25 protein-coding genes are annotated in these 23,123 nt (G+C 71.5%); 14 read left to right on the top strand and 11 right to left on the bottom strand.

Annotated elements, in window-relative coordinates:
- Positions 1–63 precede the first annotated feature (63 nt).
- Both AB0P41_RS29550 and AB0P41_RS29545 read left to right on the top strand, forming a co-directional pair.
- Positions 64–453, top strand: a complete 390-nt coding sequence (locus AB0P41_RS29550) for a DivIVA domain-containing protein (protein WP_356716198.1) — start codon at positions 64–66, stop codon at positions 451–453.
- Positions 450–1,034 (top strand): DNA-3-methyladenine glycosylase I, encoded by a 585-nt coding sequence (locus tag AB0P41_RS29545; protein WP_356716104.1) that lies wholly within the window; start codon positions 450–452, stop codon positions 1,032–1,034. Before AB0P41_RS29550 ends, AB0P41_RS29545 begins: the two co-directional genes overlap by 4 nt.
- Positions 1,035–1,080: 46 nt before the next feature.
- On the opposite strand, the gene AB0P41_RS29540 is transcribed toward AB0P41_RS29545, so the two are convergent.
- Positions 1,081–1,890, bottom strand: a complete 810-nt coding sequence (locus AB0P41_RS29540) for an enoyl-CoA hydratase-related protein (protein WP_365935113.1) — start codon at positions 1,888–1,890, stop codon at positions 1,081–1,083.
- 314 nt (positions 1,891–2,204) lie between these two features.
- Here AB0P41_RS29540 and AB0P41_RS29535 point away from each other — a divergent pair, with 314 nt between their 5' ends.
- Positions 2,205–2,372, top strand: coding sequence for a DUF3117 domain-containing protein (locus tag AB0P41_RS29535; RefSeq protein WP_003966491.1), 168 nt, complete (start codon positions 2,205–2,207; stop codon positions 2,370–2,372).
- Between the two features lie 99 nt (positions 2,373–2,471).
- On the opposite strand, the gene AB0P41_RS29530 is transcribed toward AB0P41_RS29535, so the two are convergent.
- Positions 2,472–3,137, bottom strand: a complete 666-nt coding sequence (locus AB0P41_RS29530) for an O-methyltransferase (RefSeq protein ID WP_356716108.1) — start codon at positions 3,135–3,137, stop codon at positions 2,472–2,474.
- Between the two features lie 178 nt (positions 3,138–3,315).
- On the opposite strand from AB0P41_RS29530, the gene sigE reads away from it, so the two are divergent.
- The 5 genes from sigE to AB0P41_RS29505 all read left to right on the top strand — a co-directional run bounded on the left by sigE (position 3,316) and on the right by AB0P41_RS29505 (position 8,290).
- A complete protein-coding gene (gene sigE / locus AB0P41_RS29525) occupies positions 3,316–4,077 on the top strand; it encodes an RNA polymerase sigma factor SigE (RefSeq protein WP_187355817.1) in 762 nt (253 codons plus the stop codon).
- Complete coding sequence (locus AB0P41_RS29520; protein ID WP_365935110.1) at positions 4,074–5,009, top strand: zf-HC2 domain-containing protein; 936 nt, start codon at positions 4,074–4,076, stop codon at positions 5,007–5,009. Before sigE ends, AB0P41_RS29520 begins: the two co-directional genes overlap by 4 nt.
- Positions 5,010–5,098: 89 nt before the next feature.
- Positions 5,099–6,925, top strand: a complete 1,827-nt coding sequence (locus tag AB0P41_RS29515) for a trypsin-like peptidase domain-containing protein (protein ID WP_365935108.1) — start codon at positions 5,099–5,101, stop codon at positions 6,923–6,925.
- Positions 6,926–7,043: 118 nt separating this feature from the next.
- Positions 7,044–7,502 carry a sec-independent translocase gene (locus tag AB0P41_RS29510; RefSeq protein ID WP_365935106.1) on the top strand — a complete coding sequence of 153 codons (459 nt, stop codon included), beginning with the start codon at positions 7,044–7,046 and terminating at the stop codon, positions 7,500–7,502.
- A 125-nt stretch (positions 7,503–7,627) separates the two neighbouring features.
- On the top strand, positions 7,628–8,290 hold the full coding sequence (locus tag AB0P41_RS29505) for a hypothetical protein (protein WP_356716114.1): 663 nt from the start codon (positions 7,628–7,630) through the stop codon (positions 8,288–8,290).
- A gap of 52 nt (positions 8,291–8,342) precedes the next feature.
- Here the strand turns inward: AB0P41_RS29505 and AB0P41_RS29500 are convergent, their stop codons facing one another.
- From AB0P41_RS29500 to AB0P41_RS29490, 3 genes are read right to left on the bottom strand one after another with little or no spacing between them, the layout of a single operon-like run.
- Entirely contained in the window at positions 8,343–9,476 is a 1,134-nt protein-coding gene (locus tag AB0P41_RS29500) for an Mrp/NBP35 family ATP-binding protein (RefSeq protein WP_356716116.1), read from the bottom strand.
- A 25-nt stretch (positions 9,477–9,501) separates the two neighbouring features.
- Positions 9,502–10,080, bottom strand: a complete 579-nt coding sequence (locus tag AB0P41_RS29495; RefSeq protein ID WP_356716117.1) for a DUF1003 domain-containing protein — start codon at positions 10,078–10,080, stop codon at positions 9,502–9,504.
- Positions 10,070–11,344: a CBS domain-containing protein gene (locus AB0P41_RS29490; protein WP_356716119.1), complete on the bottom strand. Its 1,275-nt coding sequence runs from the start codon at positions 11,342–11,344 to the stop codon at positions 10,070–10,072. The genes AB0P41_RS29495 and AB0P41_RS29490 overlap by 11 nt, the downstream gene beginning before the upstream one ends.
- Before the next feature lie 173 nt (positions 11,345–11,517).
- Between AB0P41_RS29490 and AB0P41_RS29485 the strand changes: the two genes are divergently transcribed.
- Positions 11,518–12,270: a hypothetical protein gene (locus tag AB0P41_RS29485; protein ID WP_356716121.1), complete on the top strand. Its 753-nt coding sequence runs from the start codon at positions 11,518–11,520 to the stop codon at positions 12,268–12,270.
- A gap of 9 nt (positions 12,271–12,279) precedes the next feature.
- Here AB0P41_RS29485 and AB0P41_RS29480 read toward each other — a convergent pair whose 3' ends face one another.
- Positions 12,280–12,798 carry a hypothetical protein gene (locus AB0P41_RS29480; RefSeq protein ID WP_365935103.1) on the bottom strand — a complete coding sequence of 173 codons (519 nt, stop codon included), beginning with the start codon at positions 12,796–12,798 and terminating at the stop codon, positions 12,280–12,282.
- 24 nt (positions 12,799–12,822) lie between these two features.
- Positions 12,823–13,938, bottom strand: coding sequence for a magnesium and cobalt transport protein CorA (locus AB0P41_RS29475; protein WP_365935101.1), 1,116 nt, complete (start codon positions 13,936–13,938; stop codon positions 12,823–12,825).
- Between the two features lie 410 nt (positions 13,939–14,348).
- On the opposite strand from AB0P41_RS29475, the gene AB0P41_RS29470 reads away from it, so the two are divergent.
- A complete protein-coding gene (locus AB0P41_RS29470) occupies positions 14,349–14,933 on the top strand; it encodes a suppressor of fused domain protein (RefSeq protein ID WP_365935100.1) in 585 nt (194 codons plus the stop codon).
- A 43-nt stretch (positions 14,934–14,976) separates the two neighbouring features.
- On the opposite strand, the gene AB0P41_RS29465 is transcribed toward AB0P41_RS29470, so the two are convergent.
- Positions 14,977–16,209 carry an MFS transporter gene (locus AB0P41_RS29465; RefSeq protein ID WP_356716128.1) on the bottom strand — a complete coding sequence of 411 codons (1,233 nt, stop codon included), beginning with the start codon at positions 16,207–16,209 and terminating at the stop codon, positions 14,977–14,979.
- A 157-nt stretch (positions 16,210–16,366) separates the two neighbouring features.
- Here AB0P41_RS29465 and AB0P41_RS29460 point away from each other — a divergent pair, with 157 nt between their 5' ends.
- From AB0P41_RS29460 to AB0P41_RS29450, 3 genes are all read left to right on the top strand, one after another.
- The gene (locus AB0P41_RS29460; RefSeq protein WP_356716129.1) at positions 16,367–17,011 is read left to right on the top strand and encodes a DUF6758 family protein; all 645 of its coding nucleotides are present in this window, start codon (positions 16,367–16,369) and stop codon (positions 17,009–17,011) included.
- Between the two features lie 88 nt (positions 17,012–17,099).
- On the top strand, positions 17,100–17,966 hold the full coding sequence (locus tag AB0P41_RS29455) for a PHP domain-containing protein (RefSeq protein WP_356716131.1): 867 nt from the start codon (positions 17,100–17,102) through the stop codon (positions 17,964–17,966).
- 125 nt (positions 17,967–18,091) lie between these two features.
- Positions 18,092–18,697 (top strand): MarC family protein, encoded by a 606-nt coding sequence (locus AB0P41_RS29450; protein WP_356716133.1) that lies wholly within the window; start codon positions 18,092–18,094, stop codon positions 18,695–18,697.
- 114 nt (positions 18,698–18,811) lie between these two features.
- Here AB0P41_RS29450 and AB0P41_RS29445 read toward each other — a convergent pair whose 3' ends face one another.
- A complete protein-coding gene (locus AB0P41_RS29445; RefSeq protein WP_307125088.1) occupies positions 18,812–18,964 on the bottom strand; it encodes a hypothetical protein in 153 nt (50 codons plus the stop codon).
- A gap of 210 nt (positions 18,965–19,174) precedes the next feature.
- On the opposite strand from AB0P41_RS29445, the gene AB0P41_RS29440 reads away from it, so the two are divergent.
- Complete coding sequence (locus tag AB0P41_RS29440; RefSeq protein WP_356716134.1) at positions 19,175–20,086, top strand: NYN domain-containing protein; 912 nt, start codon at positions 19,175–19,177, stop codon at positions 20,084–20,086.
- A gap of 43 nt (positions 20,087–20,129) precedes the next feature.
- Here the strand turns inward: AB0P41_RS29440 and AB0P41_RS29435 are convergent, their stop codons facing one another.
- Together AB0P41_RS29435 and AB0P41_RS29430 are read right to left on the bottom strand one after the other, a co-directional pair.
- Complete coding sequence (locus tag AB0P41_RS29435) at positions 20,130–20,984, bottom strand: alpha/beta fold hydrolase (protein WP_356716136.1); 855 nt, start codon at positions 20,982–20,984, stop codon at positions 20,130–20,132.
- A gap of 108 nt (positions 20,985–21,092) precedes the next feature.
- On the bottom strand, positions 21,093–23,084 hold the full coding sequence (locus AB0P41_RS29430) for a DEAD/DEAH box helicase (protein ID WP_365935096.1): 1,992 nt from the start codon (positions 23,082–23,084) through the stop codon (positions 21,093–21,095).
- Between the last annotated feature and the right edge of the window lie 39 nt (positions 23,085–23,123).

Here is a 23,123-nt window from a genome sequence, read left to right as displayed (position 1 = left end):
GGCCCTGACTGTCGGTGGCGCATGGCACGATCTGACCTGGACAGGTATTCCGCTCCCGGGGAGATGCACGTGTTCTGGTTCTTGCTGCTCACGATGGCCGTGGTGGTGGCCGCGGTCACCCTGGCGGTGGTCGGCGGAGGCGGAAGCGCGGTGCTGCAGGACGTCGAGCCCGAGCGGCTCACCGACCCGCTGCCCGCCAACCGTCCGGTCGGCCGGGCCGACGTCGAAGCCATGCGGCTGCCGATGGCCGTGCGCGGCTACCGCATGACGGACGTGGACGAGGCCCTCGGCCGGCTGGGGGCCGAGCTCGCCGAGCGCGACGCCCACATCGCCGAGCTGGAGTCGGCGCTCGCCGGGGCCCAGGCGACCGCGGTGAACGGTCCCGACCTCTTCAAACGGCCGGGCGAGCCCGCCGCGGGGGACGGCCCGCAGGACGAGGAGGGCGGGCGATGAGTGACGCGGAGCCCGCGGCCGACGGGCGGCTGCGCTGCCCGTGGGGTCTGGCCACGGAGGACTACCTCACCTATCACGACACCGAGTGGGGCCGACCGGTCCACGGCGACGACGCCCTCTTCGAGCGGCTCTGCCTGGAGGCGTTCCAGTCGGGGCTGTCGTGGCTGACGATCCTGCGCCGCCGCGAGGGTTTCCGCAGCGCGTTCGCCGGATTCAAGATCTCCGCCGTGGCGGAGTTCACCGACGCCGACAAGGAGCGCCTCCTCGCCGACGCCGGGATCATCCGCAACCGCGCGAAGATCGACGCCACCCTCGCGAACGCCAAGGTGCTGGCGGGCTGGGACGCGGGCGAGCTGGACGCGCTCATCTGGTCGCACGCACCTGACCCGGCCTCGCGGCCGGTCCCGCGCGCACTCGCCGACGTCCCGGCGGTCACCCCGGAGTCCACGGCGCTGGCCAAGGAGCTGAAGAAGCGCTCCATCCGCTTCGTCGGGCCCACGACGGCGTACGCCCTGATGCAGGCCTGCGGCCTCGTCGACGACCACCTCGCCGACTGCGTGGCCAGGGGCGGCGGCCGGTAAGGCTTCCCCGTCCGGATCGGGCGATCCGGACGGGGGACCCCCTGCCCTACCTGCCGAGATACTTGGGGGGCTGCTTGGCGAGGAACGCCTCGACCGCGATCGTGTGGTCCTGCGACGCGCCCGCCCTCGTCTGGAGTTCGTCCTCCTTCTCCAGGGTCTCGGCGAGCGTGTGCCCGGCGCCGTACGCCACGGACGCCTTCAGCGCCGCGTAGGCCACCGTCGGTCCGTCCGCCAGGGCGCGGGCCACCGCGTGCGCCTCCTTCGCCAGGTCGGCGGCGGGCACCACCTTGTTCACGATGCCCAGCTCGTACGCCTCCTGGGCGGAGACCGAACGCGGGAAGAACAGCAGGTCGGCGGCGCGGCTCGCGCCGATCAACCGCGGCAGGGTCCAGGAGACACCCGAGTCGGCGGTCAGCGCGACCCCCGCGAAGGACGTGTTGAAGGCCGCGGTGTCGGCGACCACGCGGTAGTCGGCGGCGAGCGCGAACCCGAAACCCGCCCCGGCGGCGACCCCGTTGACGCCCGCGACCACGGGCTTCTCCATCTCCGTGATCGCGCGGACGATGGGGTTGTAGTGCTCCCGCACCGTGCTCAGCGCGTTGCCGCCGTCCGACTCGCGGGCCTCGGAGAGCTTGGCCACATGCTCCTTGAGGTCCTGGCCGACGCAGAAGGCGCGCCCGGTGGCCGTGAGCAGAACCGCGCGCACGGCGGGGTCGTCCGCGACCGCCAGAAGAGCGTCGCGGAGGGCGACCTTGGCGGCGGTGTTCATGGCGTTCATCGCGTCGGGGCGATTGATCGTGATCGTCGCGAGCCCGTCGCTCACGTCTGCGAGCACCGTGTCAGCCGTCTCGGCCATTGCAGGGTCTCCTTGCGGGTCCGGCGTCGTGCCTGTCCAGGCAAGCATGGCGGACTTCCGGCGGGCCGGACATGTGACCTGCGTCTAACGATTGGACTTCGGCTGGGGGTCGACGGCGGCGCAGTATCGCAGCTGGATCGCCGAATTGGGTGGTTTTGCGAGAGCGCGTTGCGCAAGCGATGCCGGCCGATGTTGGTCATCGGGGTCTCTGATGCGGGATAATGCGGAGGAAGCATTGTGTTCGACGCCGGTGAGGCAGCGCCTGTCATGGGGCCGCCGGCTGCGATGAGCTGGTTTCAGGAAGGGGAACGAGCATGGCGGCCATGAAGCCGCGGACGGGCGACGGCCCGCTCGAGGTGACAAAGGAGGGGCGGGGCATCGTCATGCGCGTTCCGCTCGAAGGCGGCGGTCGGCTTGTCGTCGAGCTGACTCCGGACGAGGCCGATGCACTCGGTGACGCGCTGAAGAAGGTCGTCGGCTGAGGCGGAGGCGCCCACACTTCACTGCTGCCCCGGCACGGATTCCGTGCCGGGGCAGCAGTGCGTCGGGGGAGCCCCGGCGGCCGTTCCCGTCAGGCCGGCTCAGCCGCGCCGCACCGCGCACAGCAGGCCGTCGCCCACCGGCAGCAGCGTCGCCATGAGCTCCTGGCTCTCGCGCACGGCCCGCAGCAGTTCGCGCAGGCGCAGCACCTCGGCCGGCTGCGCCGCCGAGTCGATCGTGCGGCCGTCGGCGAAGACGCCCTCGAAACAGACCAGTCCGCCAGGTCGCAGCAGGCGCAACGATTCAGCGAGACAGTCCAGACTCTCCAGCCGGTCGCCGTCGCAGAAGACGAGGTCGTAACCGCCGTCCGCGAGCCGCGGCAGTACGTCGAGGGCGCGCCCCGGGATGAACCGGGCCCGGTTCGTGGCGAAGCCCGCGGCCCGGAAGGCCTCGCGGGCGAACTGCTGGCGCTCGGGCTCCGGGTCGACGGTCGTCAGCACCCCGTCCGGGCGCATGCCCTGCAGCAGATAGATACCGGACACGCCGGTTCCGGTGCCGATCTCGGCCACCGCCTTGGCGTCCGCGGTGGCAGCGAGCAGGCGCAGTGCCGCGCCGGTGCCTGACGACACCGGGCGGAGCCCTGCCTCGTGGGCCCGGTCCCGGGCCCAGAGCAGAGCTTCTTCCTCGGCGACAAAGGCGTCGGCGAATGCCCAGCTCGTCTGCCGGTTGGCGGTAATGACCCTCTCCTGTCCCCGTAGTTGGCGCAACGGTGACTGTATCCGCTGGACCCGGGAACCCGCAGATGGGACCGGGCGTTATGAGGGGACGGGGAAGAACACCGGGACCGGGCCCTGCGGCCGGGTCCGGAATGTTCCTCTTGCTCCCGGGGACACCGGGACACCAGCAGGTAAAAAGGCTTATCCGGAGCTAACGGGCGAGGTGGCTATGGTAGGGGCTCCACTGGACACCACCAGAGCCGATAGGGGAGGTGCGGCTGCGCCTGTGGATCGGAGAGGTGCGCTGCGGCGCTTTCTCAGGTCGGCGGGTGAGCCGAAATCCGTGACCGACATCGCTGACCGTTCTTCCAACGATTCCGCACCGACCGCGACCTTCGCCTCAGATGCGGACTCCCAGGCGTGGACCCCGCCCTCATGGGAAGAGATCGTCAGCACCCACAGCGCCCGGGTGTACCGCCTCGCCTACCGGCTGACGGGTAACCAGCACGACGCCGAGGACCTCACCCAGGAAGTCTTCGTCCGCGTCTTCCGGTCGCTGTCGACCTACACGCCCGGCACTTTCGAGGGCTGGCTGCACAGGATCACGACGAATCTCTTCCTGGACATGGTCCGCCGCAAGCAGCGGATCCGCTTCGACTCCCTCGGTGACGACGCGGCCGAGCGGCTGCCGAGCCGTGAGCCGTCCCCGCAGCAGGTCTTCAACGACACGCACTTCGACGCGGACGTGCAGCAGGCGCTGGACACCCTCGCGCCCGAGTTCCGTGCCGCGGTCGTGCTCTGCGACATCGAGGGCCTCTCGTACGAGGAGATCGCCGCCACCCTCGGCGTCAAGCTCGGCACGGTGCGCAGCCGCATCCACCGTGGCCGCTCGCACCTGCGCAAGGCGCTCAAGCACCGTTCACCCGAGGCCCGCGCCGAGCAGCGTTCCCTCGCGGACGCGGTCCTGGCAGGGGAGGGCGGAACGGCGTGAGCGGCACAGGTCCGACCCCCGCGGAGCAGCACCTGGGGGACCGGCTCGCCGCGCTCGTCGACGGTGAGCTCAAACACGATGCCCGGGAGCGGGTCCTGGCCCATCTGGCGACCTGCGCCCGGTGCAAGGCCGAGGCCGACGCCCAGCGACGGCTGAAGAGCGCCTTCGCGACCTCCGCCTCCCCTTCGCCCTCCGAGGGCTTCCTCGCCCGTCTCCAGGGCCTCCCCGGGGGCCCCAGCGGCAGCGGCGGCGGTCCTGACGACGGCTCGAACGGGCGGTGGCGCTTCGCGGACGGAATGCTCCCCGTGCTGCAGCCCGGCTCCCCGGAGTCAGGCCGCTCCCCGCTGGACGGCTTCGGTTACCTCCCCACCGCTCACGGCTCGACCGCCGTGCTGCCGGGCGGCGCGTCCGGCTTCCGCATCCATGACGTGGCCCGGGACTCCGACCGTTCCCCGTGGCGGGCCCGGCGCTTCGCGTTCGTCGCGGCCAGCGCGGTCTCGCTCGCGGCCATCGCGCTGGGAGGCTCCCTCCCGCTCGACCACAGCCCGGAGACCCCGCTCAGCGCCGAAGGCGCGGGCAGCAGCGCGACCCCGCTCGATGCCGAGGAGCGGACCGGCAGCGCCGCCGCGGCGGCCAGCCGCAGCGGCGGCGGCGCGCTCGCCGTCGGACAGGGGCAGGACCTCCGCCCGGGCGCCGTCCCGGCCTCGTCCGCCCAGCCCGCCGCGCCCTCGCTGCTGAGCACCTCGGCGCTCACCGGAGGCACGTTCGCCTTCCCGGTGCTGAACGTGACCGTGCCGCCGCTCATACGCCCGACCGACGCCGACCCGCTGTACTCACCGGCGCTCCGCGCCGGAGTGGAGCCGAAGCCGTCAGCGACGGCCTCCGCCCCGCCGCTGCGGGAGCGCGCGATGCCGCTCACACCGCTGCGCTGACCGGGACCCTGCGCGGGGATTCGCAAACCTGGTTGAATTCCGGGAGGGACGCCTCCGTGAGGCGTGCAAGGGCCAGTTGCGGGGAGAGCATGGACGACGGGAAGCCCAGCGGGCCGAAGACGAAGTGGTGGAGCCGTCCCTCTACGGAGCGGGACCGCCCGGCCGGTCCGGAGGACGCGGTGACCGTCCCCGGCGTCGAGGGGACGACGCCGCCCCCGAGCGGGGAGCAGCCGGCCGGCGAGGCCGCCGGACCCCTCACCGGAGAGCCGCCCGCCCCCGGGACGGACGGCGACTTCCTGCCCGCACCACCGGCTGCCCGGCCGCCCGCACCACCGGCAGCCGAGCCGGCCGCGCCGCCGGAGGACGAGCCCCGCGAGTTCACGCCCGTGCCCCCGGCCGCCGAGCCGGCGCCGCCCCGCACGCAGCCGCTGCACGCGCCCGACGAGTACAGCACCCCGCCCTACGGCGGCCCGGGGCCGTGGGCGCCCGCGCCGCCCGTGCAGCGCCCGGTGCCCACTCCGGCCCACGGGACCGCCGTACCGCCGCCGTACGCCGGGACGAACGGGCACGGTGTGGCGACGCCCGCGGCCGTCCCCGTCACCGCCCCCGCTGCGGTCGGTCAGGGACATAACGAGGGCTGGGCGCCCCCGCCCCCGCCGCACACGGCGCCGCAGCAGCAGCTCCCCGTGCAGCCCCCGCAGACCCCGCAGCCCTCGCAGTGGCTGCGGTACGACCCCTGGGGCACGCCCCCGCAGCAGCCGCTGAGCCACCCCGGCCCCGCCCAGGGCCCGGACCCCCGGCCGCGCGGGAACCGCCGGGGGTCCGTCCTCGTCGGGGCTGCGCTGCTCGCCCTCGTGGCCGGTGGGATCGGCGGCGGAATCGGTGCCTACGTCGAGCGCAACGGCGGCCTCACCACGGTCGAACTGCCCCAGGCCGGCCGGGCCGGCGGAGGCCGGGCGCCCGACAGCGTCGCCGGGATCGCCTCCAGCGCGCTGCCCAGCGTGGTCACCCTGCACGTCGACGGCTCCGCCGAGTCGGGCACCGGCACCGGCTTCGTCCTCGACGGCAAGGGCCACATCCTGACCAACAACCACGTGGTCGCCCCCGCCGGCTCCACCGGCGACATCACCGTCACGTTCAGCGGCGGGGAGACCGCGCCGGCCGAGCTCGTCGGCAAGGACAGCGGCTACGACCTGGCCGTCGTCAAGGTGACCGGTGTCTCGGGCCTCAAGCCGCTGCCCCTGGGGAACTCCGACAACGTGCAGGTGGGTGATCCCGTCGTGGCCATCGGCGCACCCTTCGACCTGTCCAACACGGTCACCTCCGGCATCATCAGCGCCAAGCAGCGTCCCATCACCGCGGGCGGCGAGAAGGGCGACGGTACGGATGTCAGCTACGTCGACGCGCTGCAGACCGACGCCCCGATCAACCCGGGCAACTCCGGCGGCCCCCTGGTCGACGCCGAGGCCCGGGTCATCGGCATCAACAGCGCCATCCGCGCAGCCGACAGCGGAACAGGTCTCGACGGCGGCCAGTCCGGCTCCATCGGCCTCGGCTTCGCGATACCGATCAACCAGGGCAAGCGCGTCGCCGAGGAACTGATCAACACCGGCAAGGCCACCCATCCCGTGATCGGCGTCACGCTGGACATGGAGTTCACCGGCGACGGAGCCAAGGTCGGCGGCAAGGTGACCGACGGCGGAACGGCGGTGACCGAGGGCGGCCCGGCCGACAAGGCGGGCATCCGCCCGGGCGACATCATCACCGAGGTGGAGGGCCGGCGCGTGCACAGCGGGGAGGAACTGATCGTCAAGATCCGCGCCCACCGGCCGGGTGACCGGCTCGGGCTCGTCCTGACCCGCGGAGGCAAAGACCTGTCCATGACTTTGACGCTGGGTTCGGCGAGCGGCACCTGACGGCCACCGGCAGGTACCGCACGGACAGCTTCGCCGGGTACCGTGGAGCGGTCCGGGCCCCCTGACCTGGCGGCGGAGAACACGCGGAGACCACGCAGAGAACACGAGGAGCAGCAAGGTGTTCAATGACATAGGCGCACTCGAGCTGCTGACGCTCGTGGTTCTCGCCGTGCTCGTATTCGGTCCGGAGAAGCTGCCGAAGGTCATCCAGGACGTCACGCGCACCATCCGCAAGATCCGTGAGTTCTCGGACAGCGCCAAGGAAGACATCCGCTCGGAGCTCGGACCCCAGTTCAAGGACTTCGAGTTCGAGGACCTGAACCCCAAGACGTTCGTCCGCAAGCAGCTCATGGACGGGAACGACGACCTGGGGCTCAAGGAGATCCGCGAGAGCTTCGACCTGCGCAAGGAGATGGCGGAGGTCACCGACGCGGTGAACGGCCGCGAGAGTGCCTCGTCCACCGGCACCGCCGCGGCGGCGTCCGGCGCGGCAGCCGCGGCCACGCCGGACCTCCTCAAGAAGCCCGCGCAGCCTGCCAAGGACGAGCGTCCGCCCTTCGACGCAGACGCCACCTGAGACCGTCAATCCCGACTCGTCCGGACGGTATGGCTATTCTCCATCTGTCCGGTTGCGAGGTTGCCCATGCCCACGGGGGGAGGGCCGCTCCGGATCAGTGGAAGATCGAGGAGGCGGCCGGGCAGATGGAGACGACGAGTCGGGCAGGGGCGGATGGTGCGCCCAGCACAGTCACCGCAGAGGGGGTGCCGGCGACCCGGCGTACTGTCGACGGCTATCTGAAGGCGCCGTTCCCCTGGTACGGGCTGGACGAGGCCTTCACCGGCCCGCGCTGGCTGATGAGTGTCACCGCCGCGGCGGACGACACGGTGCAGCACGGTTCCACCGGACACGGCGAGGAGCCCGTCGTACGGGCCGACGCGGGGGCGGAGAAGGCGCGCTTCGCGGTGGTCGTGACCGTGGGCAGCAGCCCCGTACGGGACAGCGACGACGGTACGGGCGTCCTGGACGCCACCACCGTCTCGTCGGCGGCCTGGCTGGCGGGCTCCGGCCTGCTGGACTGCACCTGGCCCCCGCAGATGGACCACACCCTGCGTGGCGAATGGCTGAACCAGCAGACCGAGACCGCGTTCGAGCTCGCGGACGACCTGGGCCGGGAGCCCTGGTCGACGCTGTCCCTCCCGGTGGACGGCGTGCCGGTGGACTTCCACTACCGCGAGTCGGAGTTCGGCTGGGTGCTCGCCGGCTCGGCCCCCGAGGGGGTGCACATCGGCGCGTACGGCCGCGGCATGAGCGCCTACGGCCTGGGATTCGCGGTGATCGGCGACATCGCCTCGTACGAGAACTGAGCGTGCGGGTGGGGGCGGCCTCCTCAGGAGACCGCCCCCACCCGTACGCCGCTCAGAACTTGTTGCGCGGGGTGAGCCCCAGGGACATGCCCGACAGGCCGCGCTGACGGCCGCTCAGCTTGTCCGCGATGGAGCGCAGGGCGGAGCCCGCGGCGGAGTCCGGGTCGGACAGGACGACGGGCTTGCCCTCGTCGCCGCCCTCACGCAGCCGTACGTCGATCGGGATGGACCCGAGCACCGGGACCTCGGCGCCGACCGTCTTCGTCAGCCCGTCGGCGACCCGCTGTCCGCCGCCCGAACCGAACACGTCGACGATCTCGTCGCAGTGCGGGCACGGCATGCCCGACATGTTCTCGACGACGCCGACGATCTTCTGGTGGGTCTGTACGGCGATGGAGCCGGCCCGCTCGGCCACCTCGGCAGCGGCCTGCTGCGGGGTCGTGACGACCAGGATCTCGGCGTTCGGGACGAGCTGCGCCACGGAGATCGCGATGTCACCGGTGCCCGGCGGCAGGTCGAGCAGCAGGACGTCGAGGTCGCCCCAGTACACATCGGCGAGGAACTGCTGCAGCGCGCGGTGCAGCATGGGGCCGCGCCACACCACCGGGGCGTTGCCCGGGGTGAACATGCCGATGGAGATCACCTTCACGCCGTGCGCGGACGGCGGCATGATCATGTTCTCGACCTGGGTGGGCTTGCCGTCCGCACCGAGCATCCGGGGCACGCTGTGCCCGTAGATGTCCGCGTCGACCACACCGACCTTGAGCCCGTCGGCAGCCATCGCCGCCGCGAGGTTCACCGTGACCGAGGACTTGCCGACGCCGCCCTTGCCGGACGCGACCGCGTAGACGCGGGTCAGTGAGCCGGGCTTGGCGAACGGCACCTCCCGCTCCGCCGTGCCGCCGCGCAGTGACGAGGCGAGCTCCTTGCGCTGTTCGTCGCTCATCACGTCGAGCGTGACCTCGACCCGCGACACGCCATCGACGCGGGCCACCGCGTCGGTGACGTTCTTCGTGATCGTCTCGCGCATGGGGCAGCCGGAAACCGTGAGATACACGGTGACAGCGACTACACCGTCAGGATCGATCTCGACCGACTTCACCATGCCCAGTTCGGTGATCGGTCGGTGGATCTCCGGGTCGTTCACTGTCGCCAGCGCTTCGCGCACCGCGTCTTCCGTAGCCATATGGACGATGTTACGGCTACGGGGGCTACGGGCGGGTAGCCCCTCCGCGGTCGCCTTCGTCACTCTCGGCCCGCGAGAGGATCTGGCGTTCCTCCATGTCCTTCACCATGGCCTCCAGCTCCGAGCGGATCCAGTCGCGCGTGGCGACCTCCCCGAGGCCCATCCGGAGTGCGGCGATCTCCCGGCTGAGGAATTCCGTGTCCGCGATGGAGCGCTCGTTCTGCTTGCGGTCCTGCTCGTGGGTGACCCGGTCGCGGTCGTCCTGGCGGTTCTGCGCGAGGAGGATCAGGGGGGCCGCGTAGGAGGCCTGGAGGGACAGCATCAGGGTCAGGAAGATGAAGGGGTACTCGTCGAAGCGCAGTTCCTGCGGCGCGAAGATGTTCCACACCACCCAAAGGATGATGATCAAGGTCATCCAGACGATGAACCGCCCGGTGCCCAGGAAGCGGGCGATGCGCTCGGAGAACCGGCCGAACGCCTCGGGGTCGTACTCGGGCAGCAGCCGGCGCCGCGGTGCCTTCGGCTGGTCGAGCCGGGGGCGCGGCGGGCGCACGATGCCCGAGGCGCCCGTCGGCACGGCCCTCGCGCGGTCCTCAGCGGCCACCGGTGATCTCCTCCTCGCCCAGGAAATCCGTCTCGCGCCAGTCGTCGGGCAGCAGGTGGTCCAGCACGTCGTCGACGGTCACCGCGCCCAGCAGCGAGCCGCTCTCGTCCACCACCGGCACCGAGACCATGTTGTACGCGGCCAGATAGCTGGTCACGGCGGGCAGCGGGGTGTCCGGCGCCAGGGGGACGAGATCGCTGTCGACGATCGAGCTGACCAGGGTGAACGGCGGATCCCGCAGCAGCCGCTGGAAATGCACGGTGCCCAGGTACTTGCCGGTCGGGGTCTCGTCCGGCGACCGGCAGACGTACACCTGGGCGGCGAGCGCGGGGGAGAGGTCCTGCTGGCGGACCCTGGCCAGCGCGTCCGCGACCGTCGCGTCCGGCCGCAGGATGATCGGCTCGGTCGTCATCAGCCCGCCCGCCGTCCGCTCCTCGTACGCCAGCAGACGCCGTACGTCGGCCGCGTCGTCCGGGCGCATCAGCGCGAGGAGACGTTCCTTGTCCGCCTCCGGCAGCTCCGAGAGCAGGTCGGCCGCGTCGTCCGGGTCCATCGCCTCCAGGACGTCCGCGGCGCGGTCCTCCGCCAGCTTCCCCAAAATCTCCACCTGGTCGTCACCGGGGAGCTCCTCCAGGACGTCCGCGAGCCGCTCGTCGTCCAGGGCGGCGGCGACCTCGGCACGGCGCTTCGGCGTCAGGTGGTGCAGGGCGTTGGCGACATCGGTGGGACGCAGCCGTTCGAAGGTCGCCACCAGGTTCTCGGCGCCCTGCCCGTGCTCCTCCAGCGAGAAGCCGCTGACAGCCGACCACTCGACGGTCAGCGTCTCGCCCTTGCGGCGGAGGGCGCCGCCGCGGCCCTTGCGTACGAAGAACTTGTCGATCTCCCAGTCGCGGCGGGCGGGGAGCTGCTGGATGGCGACGTCGAGGACGGTCACCTCCTCGTCCGTCTCCTTGAGGCGCACCCGCCGGTCAAGGAACTCGCCGAGGACGAGTCGCTCGGTCGGGCGCTGCTCGAAGCGCCTCATGTTGACCACGCCGGTCGTGATGACCTGTCCCGACTCGACGCCCGTCACCCGCGTCATGGGCAGGAAGATGCGCCGCCGGCTCACGACCTCGACGACCATGCCCAGCAGCCGTGGCGGCTTGCCGCCGACCCGCAGCATCGCCACCAGATCCCGGACCCGGCCGACCTGATCACCGTTCGGGTCGAACACCGGTACGCCGGCGAGATGTGAGACGAAGACCCTGGGAGTGACTGCCGCCATCCTGTGCGCCTCCCTCTGTCCCTCACATCCTCCTTCGCCGTGATCAGGCTAGCCCGTACCGGTCCGTCACGCCCTGGCGGGCCGTCCGTACGGCGCTCTGCCGAATGGCGTACGCGGCACGGGTACGCTGCCGTCTGCCACCCCCAGACACACAGATGAGAGGCAGTGCGCCTGTGACCTCTTCCGCCCCGGCCGTCCGGGCCCCCCGCCGGACCGCTCTCGCCGTGGTGCTCTGCGCGGGGCTGACCGTCGCGCTCACGGCCTGCGCGGGAGAGGACCCGGACAAGGGGACCAACGGCGTCGGCAAACTGACGGCCTCGCAGATCGAGAAGAAGGCGCTGGCCGCCGCCGGGACCGCGGACGCGGTGCGGCTGACGGGCAAGCTGGTCAGCAAGGGCGGGACGTACACCCTGAACATGCAGCTCAGCGGCAAGGGCGGCACGGGATCGGTCACCTCGAACCAGAACACGTTCGCGCTGCTGCGCATCGGCGACGAGCTCTTCCTCAAGGCGGACGCCGGCTTCTGGAAGGACGAGAAGGCCGACGACGAGAGCGACCAGGCCGCCGACAAGCTCGGCGGGAAGTACGTGAAGGTGCCTGAGGACGACCCCACCTACCAGCAGCTGCGCGGTTTCACGGAGAAGGAGACGCTGCTCGACGGGGTGCTGTCCCTGCACGGGAAGATCAACAAGGGTGACCGGGACACCGTCGGGGGCGTGCGCACCGTGCAGGTCATGGGTGGAAAGGGCGAGGGCGGCGCACTGGACGTCTCCCTCGAGGGCACTCCGTATCCCCTGCGTGTGGCCCGTGGCGGCGGAGGCGGGACCGTCACCCTCGCCGACTGGGGCAAGTCCTTCACCCTGGAGGCACCGGCCGAGGACGACACCGTCGACTACGGCGGCGAGCTGCCCAGGTCCTCCGGCTGACGGAGCCGGTCAGCGCCTCCCGCGGCGCTTCAGCAGCAGCCGGGGGAGCGCCGCCGGCGCCGTGCGCCGGGTCGTCACCTCGGTGGGCAGCGGCGGTGCGGCCAGCGAGGTGTCCGGCAGGTCCGTGCGGGACTCGCCTGGGACCAGCCTTACGACCCGGCACTCACGCGCCCAGCGCTCCGTCATCTGCTCGGCGTCCGGCGCGTTCAGCCGCTTGCCCCTGAGCTCGCCGACCGCCGCCTCCCACTCCTCGGAGTGCGGCTCCAGCACCGTGACGGCGGCGGTCCAGGCCACGAGCCTGCCGCCCTTGTCCTTGCTGCGCACGGTCACCTCGGCGGCGGAGCCGGCGTCCAGCCCGTCGGGGAGCGGCTGCTCCCCGGGACCGTCCCCGACGAGCACGGCCGCACCGTCGTGCCACACGTGCCACAGCGCCCGGGAGGGGCCGGTGCCCCGCACCCAGATCAGGCCGGACTTCTTGGTGGCCTCCTCGACGAGAGCCCGTGCAAGCAACACGTCAGCAGCAGTCATGCCCGAACTCTATTGGAGACTCCGTCAGAGCCAGCCGTTGCGCTTGAGGGTGCGGTGGATGGAGAAGCAGACGACACCGATGAGCGCCAGCACCATCGGATAGCCGTACGTCCAGCGGAGTTCGGGCATGTGCTTGAAGTTCATGCCGTACACCCCGCAGATCATCGTGGGCACGGCGATGATCGCCGCCCAGGAGGTGATCTTGCGCATGTCCTCGTTCTGCGTGACGGTCGCCTGCGCCAGATTGGCCTGGAGGATCGAGTTGAGCAGTTCGTCGAAGCCGATGACCTCTTCGTGCACGCGCGCCAGGTGGTCGGCGACGTCGCGGAAGTACTTCTGGATGTCGGGGTCGATCAGCCGCATCGGACGCTCGCTCAGCAGCTGCATCGGCCGCAGCAGGGGCGACACCGCGCGCTTGAACTCCAGCACCTCGCGCTTCAGCTGGTAGATCCGGCCCGCGTCCGACCCGCGCGGGGTCCCCTTGGCCGGGGTGGAGAACACGTCGATCTCCACCTCGTCGATGTCGTCCTGCACCGAGGCCGCCACCGCGATGTAGCCGTCGACGACGTGGTCGGCGATGGAGTGCAGCACGGCGGACGGGCCCTTGGAGAGCAGCTCGGTGTCCTCCTGGAGCCGGTGGCGCAGGGCGCGCAGCGAACCCTGCCCGCCGTGCCGGACGGTGATCACGAAGTCCCGCCCGGTGAAGCACATCACCTCGCCGGTCTCGACGACCTCGCTGGTCGCGGTCAGCTCGGCGTGCTCGACGTAGTGGATCGTCTTGAAGACGGTGAACAGCGTGTCGTCGTAACGCTCCAGCTTGGGCCGCTGGTGCGCGTGGACGGCGTCCTCGACGGCGAGCGGGTGGAGTCCGAACTCCCGTGCGATACCGGCGAACTCCTCCTCGGTCGGCTCGTGCAGGCCGATCCAGGCGAACCCGCCCTCCTCCCGCACGCGCAGGATCGCCTCGCGCGGTGTCAGGCAGGAGGCCTCGGTGATCCGGCGCCCGTCCCGGTAGACGGCGCAGTCGACGACGGCGCTGGAGGCGGACGGGTCACGGGTGGCGTCGTAGCTGTTGTACGGGGTGTTGCTCTTGCGCAGGGACGGGCGCACGGCGGCGCGCAGGTCACGGATCATCGACATGGCTGGCTCCTCTTCACGGAGGGCCGTCGGTGGGCACGTGGAACTGCCCGGAATGGGGACGTGCGCTCACGTCCGCAAAGCGGGCGGCACCGCGTGGGCACGATGACGGCGTTCGCTACAGACAGGCAAAAACGCGGGGCTCTTCCGGTGCGCGAACTGCCGTGGTGACGTCCGGGAAGGGCGTCAGATCACAGAAGGAAGGCGTCGTACGGAAGGGCGGTCGGTACTGCACGGTCGACTTGGATCCACCGCAGCCCCACCTCCTCCGGCCGGTCCCCCGTGGGGGATCACGTGTTGTCGGGACTGAGAGCGCGCTCCGCGTGCTGTCCCGACCGACGCCTCAGGCTATCAGCCGGTCGAGGAGCCAATCCCTTTCTGTTCCCATTCCTTACGCGATCTATGCTCGCCGCATGGGAGAAATTCTTGATCTGGTCGAGGCCCGGCTCCGTACGGCGCTGGGGGAGCCGGACGCACGCGCCGATGTGACGTTCCTCGGCACGGACCGCATCGAGGTGCTCCGCTTCATCGACGGCGATGTGGTGCGTTACGCCACCCTCGGCATGTCCGCGCAGCCGATGGCCGACCCGACCGCGCCCCTCGCCGACCCCGTGAAGGGGCCGCGCGCCGAGCTGGTCCTGTCCGTACGGGTGGGGCTCGCCGACACCGACCAGGTGCTTCGGCCCCTCGCCGTACTGGCGGCCTCCCCGCAGGTCGAGGGGCTGATCGTGGCGCCCGGGGCGTCGCTGGACCTCGGGCAGCCGCTGTGGACCGGGGCGCCCTTCAGCTCCGTCCTGGTCGCCGAGCCGGGGGGCCTGGTCGAGGACCTCGAACTCGACGCCCCGATGGACCCGGTGCGCTTCCTGCCGCTGCTGCCGATGACGCACAACGAGGCGGCCTGGAAGCGGGTGAGGGGCGCGCAGGAGCTCCAGGAGCGCTGGCTCACACAGGGGACCGACCTGCGGGACCCGCTCCGCGCCTCCGTACCGCTGGACTGACACCCCGCCGCGCCGCGGTGGCTCTCGTCCGGATCAGGGCAGGTCAGTCGGCGAAGACGGTGACGCCGTCCTCCGTGGCGTGACGGGGCTCCAGCTCCTCCGCCTCGTGGGTCAGCGCCGCGCGCCGTACCCATACGACCCCCGCGCCGACGAGTGCCGCGACGGCGGCGACGACGAACGGCGTGTGGATGTCGCTCCACTCCTCGATCTTCGGGGCGAGGTACGGGGCCGCCGCCGCGGCGAACCAGCGGACGAAGTTGTATCCGGCGCTCGCCACCGGCCGCGGCGCGTCGGAGACGCCGAGGGCCAGTTCGGTGTAGACGGTGTTGTTCATGCCGATGAAGGCGCCCGAGACGATGGTGCAGACGACGGCCGTCGTGTGGTTGCCGTACCCGAGGATCACCAGGTCCGCGGCGAGCAGCACGAGGGATCCGCCGACCACCTTCAGCGAGCCGAAGCGCCGCTGCAGACGCGGTGCGACGAGCACCGAGAAGACGGCGAGCAGCAGGCCCCAGGCGAAGAACACCGCACCCGACCTGTACGGCGACATGTTCAGTACGAAGGGGGTGAAGGCCAGGATCGTGAAGAACGCGTAGTTGTAGAAGAACGCCGAAGTGGCCACCGAGGCCAGTCCGCCGTGGCCGAGTGCCCTCACCGGATCGAGCAGCGAGGTCTTCCGGGCCGGCTTGGGCTGTTCCTTGAGGAACGCGGTGATGCAGAGGAACCCGATCGCCATCAGGGCCGCGGTGCCGAAGAACGGGTAGCGCCAGCTGGCGTCGCCGAGCAGGGCTCCGACCAGCGGCCCGCACGCCATGCCGAGGCCGAGCGCCGACTCGTACAGGAGGATCGCCGCCGCACTGCCGCCGGCGGCGGCACCGACGATCACCGCGAGGGCGGTGGAGACGAACAGGGCGTTGCCCAGGCCCCAGCCCGCCCGGAAACCGACCAGTTCGGCGACCGACGAGGACGTTCCGGAGAGTGCGGCGAAGACGACGACCAGCGCCAGCCCGGCCAGCAGCGTCTTGCGTCCGCCGATGCGGCTGGAGACGAAGCCGGTCACGAGCATCGCGACGGCGGTGATCAGGAAGTACGAGGTGAACAGCAGGGACACCTGGCTGGGTGTCGCCTCCAGTCCCTCGGCGATGGACGGCAGGATCGGGTCCACCAGACCGATCCCCATGAAGGCGACGACCGAGGCGCCCGCCGTGGCCCAAACGGCCTTCGGCTGACGCAGGATGCTGGTCGCCCCTTCGTCGAACGGATCCTCTGCCGGCATGGGTTCTCTCCCTCTCCACCAGTCCGTCGGGTCATCCACAGAATAAGTTAGACAAGCTAATAAGTGCAACCCACATCTATTTCTCCCGGCCGGAGCCGCGCTGCGGACGGGTGATCGTCCTTGACGCGGCGACGACCGGGGAGGACCGTTGGGCGGTATGAGGGGCGAACCCAGTTGCCCGAAGTGCGGTGGCCGGGTCAGGGCGCCCGGCCTTTTCGCCGATGCCTGGCAGTGCTCTTCGCACGGCCAGGTGCACCCGATGCAGCCGGTGGTCCCGCCCAGCGTCGAGGCGCTGGGCGTGGTGGTCCACCGGGCCCAGGTGCCGGTGTGGATGCCCTGGCCGCTCCCGGTGGGCTGGCTGTTCACGGGCGCGGCGTACGCGGGCGACGACCGCAGCGGCGGCCGGGCCACCGCCGTCGTCTGCTCGGGCCCCGGCCCGCTCGGAGGCATGGGGGAGCTGCTGCTCGTCGCCGAGGAGCTCGGCGTCGGGCTCGGCGCGCGTTACGCGGGCATCGACGGCCCCGACCCCGGCTCCGGACTGGCAGTCGAGGCCGCCCCCGACGCCAAGGTGCTCGCGGCGGGACGCCCCACCCCGCTCTGGCACGTCAGGAACGCCCCCGCCGACCGTGCGGTCTTCGCGGGCGAGGCGCGTGGCCTGTGGCTCTGGGCGATCGTCTGGCCCGAACAGTCCGGGCTCCTGATGTACGACGAACTGGTGCTGACCGACCTGCGTGACGCCGGAGGGGAAGTGGACCTCCTGCCGTGCGGGGCCCTCACCCCCCGGCTGCTCACACGGCCCTGACCCGGCGGTGGCGGGGGGCCGGACGGGTGACGCCCGGCGGTTATCCTTGAGCGTCCCCTGTCCGCCCGCCAGCTCCGGAGTACGCGTCGTGCGCATCGATCTGCACACCCACTCCACCGCTTCGGACGGCACGGACACCCCCGCCGAGCTGGTGGCCAACGCGGCGGCGGCCGGTCTCGACGTCGTCGCACTGACCGACCACGACACGGTGGGAGGCCACGCGGAGGCGCTGGCCGCCCTCCCCGAAGGGCTCACGCTCGTCACCGGCGCCGAGCTCTCCTGCCGCTTCGACGGCATCGGCGTGCACATGCTGGCCTATCTCTTCGACCCGTCCGAGCCCGAGTTCTCCCGTGAGCGCGAGCTCGTCCGGGACGACCGGGTCCCGCGGGCGCAGGCCATGGTGCGCAGGCTCCAGGAGCTGGGTGTCCCGGTCACCTGGGAACAGGTCGCGCGGATCGCGGGGAACGGCTCGGTCGGCCGCCCGCACGTCGCGACCGCCCTGGTGGAGCTCGGCGTCGTCGACACCGTCTCCGACGCCTTCACCTCGGCCTGGCTGGGCAACGGCGGGCGGGCGTACGCCGACAAGCACGAACTCGACCCGTTCGACGCGATCCGGCTGGTCAAGGCCGCGGGCGGCGTCACCGTCTTCGCCCACCCGCTCGCCGTCAAGCGCGGCGAGGTGGTCCCGGAAGCCGTGATCGCACGGCTGGCCGACGCCGGGCTCGACGGCATCGAGGTCGACCACATGGACCACGACGAGCCCACCCGGGCCCGGCTGCGGGGGCTCGCCGCCGAGCTGGGACTGCTGCCCACCGGGTCCAGCGACTATCACGGCTCGCGCAAGACCGTCCGGCTCGGGGAGTACACCACCGACCCCGAGATCTACGGCGAGATCACCCGGCGCGCCACGGGAGCGTTCCCCGTGCCGGGCGCCGGCGGACCGGCTCCCGCGTAACGGGTCCCGCGTAACGGGTCCCTTCCCCCTCTTCCTCCTGTCGCATCCCCGTGCTCCCGGGCGCCCTCAAGGCGTGCGGGCACGCGTCCTCCTGTTCGGCCCGCTCTTCTCTCGCAAGGCTCACCGTGTTCGACATCGCTGTCTTCGGATCCCTCTTTCTCACCCTTTTTGTGATTATGGATCCCCCCGGAATCACCCCGATCTTCCTGGCCCTCACCGCGGGCCGCCCCGCCAAGGTGCAGCGCAGGATGGCTCTGCAGGCCGTCGCCGTCGCCTTCGGTGTGATCGCCGTCTTCGGCCTGCTCGGCCAGCAGATCCTCGACTACCTGCATGTCTCCGTGCCGGCGCTGATGATCGCGGGCGGGCTGCTCCTGCTGCTCATCGCACTGGACCTGCTCACCGGCAAGACGGACGAGCCGACGCAGACCAAGGACGTCAACGTCGCCCTCGTACCGCTGGGCATGCCGCTGCTCGCCGGGCCCGGTGCGATCGTCTCCGTGATCCTCGCGGTGCAGAACGCCGACGGGACGGCCGGTCAGATCTCCGTCTGGTCGGCGATCGTCGCGATGCACGTCGTGCTCTGGGTGACCATGCGGTACTCGCTGCTGATCATCCGTGTGATCAAGGACGGCGGTGTGGTCCTGGTCACCCGGCTCGCCGGGATGATGCTCTCGGCCATCGCCGTGCAGCAGATCATCAACGGCGTCACCCAGGTCATCCAGAACTCCTGAGGCCCGTACGGCCCGGACACCACAGCGCCCCCGCACGGGCCTTCCGTGCGGGGGCGCTTCGTCTTCAGCTCATGTCATCCGCTCGAAACCAGCGACGCCGAGCAATGCAAGGTGTTACGAAGCCGACGTGTCGGCCGGCCGGATGTAGATGCGCTGGCCGATTGACGCGGCCTGCTGCACGATCCGGTTGACGGAGGCGGCGTCCACGACGGTGCTGTCCACGGCGGTACCGTCGACGTCGTCGAGTCGCATGATCTCGAAGCGCATATGGCTTCCCTTCGTCTGATCCTCCTGCTGGAGAACTACTGGGAGGACGGGCTTGCCGTCCGCAAGGATGGGGAGCGCAAGGTGTCTGCGTCTCGCGCTCCTCAGGGGGTACAACGACTTGCCTACTGCAAACATTCCCTACGCTAAGGAAATTTTTTGGATGTCTAAGTACCCGTCGGTAATCAGCCGTGCGCAGACAATGAGGCCCGTATGAGCCACCCGGACACGTGGACGGACGAGGGGCCGGGCATCCGCGAACACCTGGACCGCACCAACGAACTGCTCCAGCGCGTCCTCGCCGAGGTGTCGAAGACCCCCTCCACCCACGCGATCTTCGTCGACGCGGGGTACGTCTACGCGGCGGCCGGGCTCCTCGTCACCGGCACCGAGGACCGCCGGTCCTTCGACCTGGACGCGGAAGGGCTGATCGAGGCATTCATCGACAAGGCCCGCACGATCTTCGCGGACAGCAGGCTCCTGCGCGTGTACTGGTACGACGGGGCCAGGCGCCGGATCCACACCGTCGAGCAGCAGTCCATCGCCGAACTCCCCGACGTCAAGGTCAGGCTGGGCAATCTCAACGCCAACAACCAGCAGAAGGGCGTCGACTCACTCATCCGCACCGACCTCGAGTCGCTCGCCAGGCACCGCGCCATCAGCGACGCGGCCCTCGTCGGCGGCGACGAGGACCTCGTCTCGGCCGTCGAAGCCGCCCAGGGCTACGGTGCCCGAGTCCACCTCTGGGGCATCGAGGCGGGCGAAGGCCGCAACCAGGCCGAGCCGTTGCTCTGGGAGGTCGACAGCCAGCGCACCTTCGACCTCGACTTCTGCCGCCCGTACGTGACCCGGCGCTCCGTCACGATGTACGAGGACGACAGCCCGGCGCCCGCGCGCGAGGACGTCCGCTTCGTCGGCGCGCAGATCGCCGCGGGCTGGCTCTCCTCGCGCGGCCGAGAGGCCCTCGCCGACCTGCTGCCGGGGCACCCCTACCTGCCGGGCTCCGTCGACCAGGATCTGCTCGTCGAGGCCGAACGGCTCCTCCAGCACTCGCTGCGCGGCCATGCCCACCTGCGCAGGGCGCTGCGTGACGGCTTCTGGCAGCACCTCCAGGCGCAGTACTGACACCGGCCGCCGGGGCCCCCGGGGAGGAGGCTCCCGGGGGAGCTCAGACGCTCTTCCAGAACGAGACGAGGGCCGCGGCGGTCTCCTGGGGCCGGGCCGTGTTGGGGGAGTGCTCGGCGCCCTCGATCACGGTGCGACGGGCACCGAGCCGTTCCGCCATCCGGTCGAGCAGCGGCACCGGCCAGACGTCGTCGCGCTCGCCCGAGATCACGTGCACGGGAAGGGGGAGCGCGGCGAGCTCGTCCACCCGGTCGGGTTCGGACGACAGCTGCGCGCCGGTGGCGATCAGCTGGGCCGGGTCGTGAAGCAGCCAGCGGCGGCGCAGATCCTCACCGTCGCCCGTGTCCGCGTCCTCGGGCGGGTCCATGGCACGCATCATCTGCCAGACCTCGGCCATGCTCCAGCGGCTCAGCGCGTCACCGAGCAGCCGCGCCTTCTGCTGCTGCGCGGGGTCGATCTCGGCGGGGCCCGACGACATCAGGGTCAGCGACCGGAAGGGCGTGGCGTCGAGCAGGACCGCCGCCCGGGCGATCTGGCCGCCGAGGGAGTGCCCGAGCAGATGGAGGGCACCGGGCAGCGCGGTGTCGTCGGCGGCGGCCGCCTGAGCCAGTACGTCACGCGCCAACTCGGCTTGTGCATAAGCGTTCTGACGGTCCGTCCGCTCGGTTTCGTACTGCCCCCGCCCGTCGACGGACAGCACGCGGAACCCGGCGTCGGCGAGGGGTTCGAGCAGTGCGATGAAGTCCTCCTTGCTGCCGGTGTACCCGGGCAGCAGAAGGGCGGTGGAGTGCGCGCCCGCCGGCGGCGCGGCGTCCAGCACGGCGAAGTCCCCGCGCTCGGTACGCAGTACGCGGGAACGGGCACAGGGGGGCGGGGTGAAGGTGGGCGGCCGGCTCATGGGGCCGAGGGTATCGCCGGGGGCCCGGCCACGCCCGGGCAGACGTACGGCCCCGGGCCCCGCAGAGCGGGAACCGGGGCCGTACGCGGATGAAACGGTGGCCGGAGATCAGCCCTCGGCCGTCTCGGCGGCTGCTGCCGCGCGGGACCGGCGCCTGCGAGGCTTCGCGGGCGCCTCGCCGTCCGTCACGGCCTCGGTGACCGCGGCGGTCTCCGCCTTCTCCGCGGCGGCGGCGCGCGGCCGACGACGGGGCGGCTTGGTCTCCGCCGCGTCCTCGGCGGTCGCCGTGGCGACCGCGGCCTCGGCCTTCGGCTTGGCGGCGGCACGCGGACGGCGGCGCGACCTGGTCTCGGTCACCGGCTCGGAGGCCGGGGCGATCTGGAAGTCGACCTCGTCGGCCGGCTTCACGACCCGGGCGCGACGGCGCGGCTTGGTGGCGACGGGCTCCGCCGCGGGCGCGGCGACGGCCACGGTCTGGAAGTCGACCACGGGCTCGGCGGCCGGGGCCGGCGCGAGGGCCGGCTCGGTGGCGACGGCCGCGGTCGTGGCACGCGCACGGCGACGGCGCGGCTTCGCCTCCGGGGCCGCCTCGCCCTCGGTGACGGGCGTCGAATCGGCCTCGGTGGCGGGCGCGGGCTCGACGACGGGGGTCTCGGCCACGGCCACGGCCACCGCGGCCTCGGTCACGGCCTCGGGAGCGGCCGCACGGGTACGGCGTCGACGGCGCGGGGTGCGCGGCTCGGACGTGGCCTCGTCGGTCGCCTCGGCGGCGGGGGCGGGCACGGTGACGGCGGCGGCCTCGTCGGTGACGCTGCCGCCCCTCGTACGACGACGCTGCCGCGGCGTGCGGGGCGGACGCTCCTCGCGGGGCGCGGGGGCGGAGGCGGCGGACTTGCGGCCGCGGCCGCCGGTCTCGCCGAGATCCTCGATCTCCTCCGCGCGCAGACCCGCACGGGTCCGCTCGGTGCGCGGCAGGACACCCTTGGTGCCGGCCGGGATGCTGAGGTCCTCGTACAGGTGCGGGGACGTGGAGTACGTCTCCGGCGGGTCCGGGAACTTCAGGTCCAGCGCCTTGTTGATCAGCTGCCAGCGCGGGATGTCGTCCCAGTCGACCAGCGTGACCGCGATGCCCTTGGCGCCCGCGCGGCCCGTGCGGCCGATGCGGTGGAGGTAGGTCTTCTCGTCCTCGGGCGACTGGTAGTTGATGACATGGGTCACACCCTCGACGTCGATGCCGCGCGCGGCGACATCGGTGCAGACGAGAACGTCCACCTTGCCGTTGCGGAAGGCGCGCAGCGCCTGCTCACGGGCGCCCTGGCCGAGGTCGCCGTGGACCGCGCCGGACGCGAAACCGCGCTTCTCCAGCTGCTCCGCGATGTCGGCGGCCGTCCGCTTCGTACGGCAGAAGATCATCGCCAGCCCGCGGCCGTCGGCCTGCAGGATGCGGGAGACCATCTCGGGCTTGTCCATGTTGTGCGCGCGGTAGACGTGCTGCACGGTGTTCTTGACGGTCGTGCCCTCGTCGTCGGGCGACGTGGCGTTGATGTGCGTCGGCTGCGACATGTAGCGGCGCGCGAGGCTGATGACCGCACCGGGCATGGTGGCCGAGAACAGCATCGTCTGGCGCTTCGGCGGCAGCATGGTGATGATGCGCTCGACGTCGGGCAGGAAGCCCAGGTCGAGCATCTCGTCGGCCTCGTCGAGGACCAGGACGCGGATGTGCGACAGGTCGAGCTTGCGCTGGCCCGCCAGGTCGAGCAGCCGCCCCGGGGTGCCGACGATGACGTCGACGCCCTTCTTGAGGGCCTCGACCTGGGGCTCGTACGCCCGGCCGCCGTAGATCGCGAGAACGCGGACGTTACGTGCCTTGCCGGCGGTCAGGAGGTCGTTGGTGACCTGCTGGCACAGCTCGCGGGTGGGGACGACGATCAGGGCCTGCGGCGCGTCCGTCAGCTTCTCGGGCGCGGCGCGGCCGGCCTCGACGTCGGCGGGGACGGTCACACGCTCCAGGAGCGGAAGACCGAAGCCGAGCGTCTTGCCGGTGCCGGTCTTGGCCTGGCCGATGACGTCGGAGCCGGAGAGCGCTACGGGGAGCGTCATCTCCTGGATGGGGAAGGGGGACGTGATGCCGACCGCCTC

Source organism: Streptomyces sp. NPDC079167, from assembly GCF_040686735.1.
Lineage (GTDB): Bacteria > Actinomycetota > Actinomycetes > Streptomycetales > Streptomycetaceae > Streptomyces.
The sequence above is the reverse complement of the archived record's forward strand: the minus strand, read 5'-3'. Positions and strand labels throughout refer to the sequence as shown.

Bases quoted from the DNA above. Each gene is read 5' to 3' on its own strand.
- AB0P41_RS29550 (WP_356716198.1), top strand. From the start codon at position 64: ATGCACGTGTTCTGGTTCTTGCTGCTCACGATGGCCGTGGTGGTGGCC.
- AB0P41_RS29545 (WP_356716104.1), top strand. From the start codon at position 450: ATGAGTGACGCGGAGCCCGCGGCCGACGGGCGGCTGCGCTGCCCGTGG.
- AB0P41_RS29540 (WP_365935113.1), bottom strand. From the start codon at position 1,890: ATGGCCGAGACGGCTGACACGGTGCTCGCAGACGTGAGCGACGGGCTC.
- AB0P41_RS29535 (WP_003966491.1), top strand. From the start codon at position 2,205: ATGGCGGCCATGAAGCCGCGGACGGGCGACGGCCCGCTCGAGGTGACA.
- sigE (WP_187355817.1), top strand. From the start codon at position 3,316: ATGGTAGGGGCTCCACTGGACACCACCAGAGCCGATAGGGGAGGTGCG.
- AB0P41_RS29515 (WP_365935108.1), top strand. From the start codon at position 5,099: ATGGACGACGGGAAGCCCAGCGGGCCGAAGACGAAGTGGTGGAGCCGT.
- AB0P41_RS29505 (WP_356716114.1), top strand. From the start codon at position 7,628: ATGGAGACGACGAGTCGGGCAGGGGCGGATGGTGCGCCCAGCACAGTC.
- AB0P41_RS29500 (WP_356716116.1), bottom strand. From the start codon at position 9,476: ATGGCTACGGAAGACGCGGTGCGCGAAGCGCTGGCGACAGTGAACGAC.
- AB0P41_RS29490 (WP_356716119.1), bottom strand. From the start codon at position 11,344: ATGGCGGCAGTCACTCCCAGGGTCTTCGTCTCACATCTCGCCGGCGTA.
- AB0P41_RS29480 (WP_365935103.1), bottom strand. From the start codon at position 12,798: ATGACTGCTGCTGACGTGTTGCTTGCACGGGCTCTCGTCGAGGAGGCC.
- AB0P41_RS29475 (WP_365935101.1), bottom strand. From the start codon at position 13,938: ATGTCGATGATCCGTGACCTGCGCGCCGCCGTGCGCCCGTCCCTGCGC.
- AB0P41_RS29470 (WP_365935100.1), top strand. From the start codon at position 14,349: ATGGGAGAAATTCTTGATCTGGTCGAGGCCCGGCTCCGTACGGCGCTG.
- AB0P41_RS29465 (WP_356716128.1), bottom strand. From the start codon at position 16,209: ATGCCGGCAGAGGATCCGTTCGACGAAGGGGCGACCAGCATCCTGCGT.
- AB0P41_RS29460 (WP_356716129.1), top strand. From the start codon at position 16,367: ATGAGGGGCGAACCCAGTTGCCCGAAGTGCGGTGGCCGGGTCAGGGCG.
- AB0P41_RS29445 (WP_307125088.1), bottom strand. From the start codon at position 18,964: ATGCGCTTCGAGATCATGCGACTCGACGACGTCGACGGTACCGCCGTG.
- AB0P41_RS29440 (WP_356716134.1), top strand. From the start codon at position 19,175: ATGAGCCACCCGGACACGTGGACGGACGAGGGGCCGGGCATCCGCGAA.
- AB0P41_RS29435 (WP_356716136.1), bottom strand. From the start codon at position 20,984: ATGAGCCGGCCGCCCACCTTCACCCCGCCCCCCTGTGCCCGTTCCCGC.
- AB0P41_RS29430 (WP_365935096.1), bottom strand. From the start codon at position 23,084: ATGACGCTCCCCGTAGCGCTCTCCGGCTCCGACGTCATCGGCCAGGCC.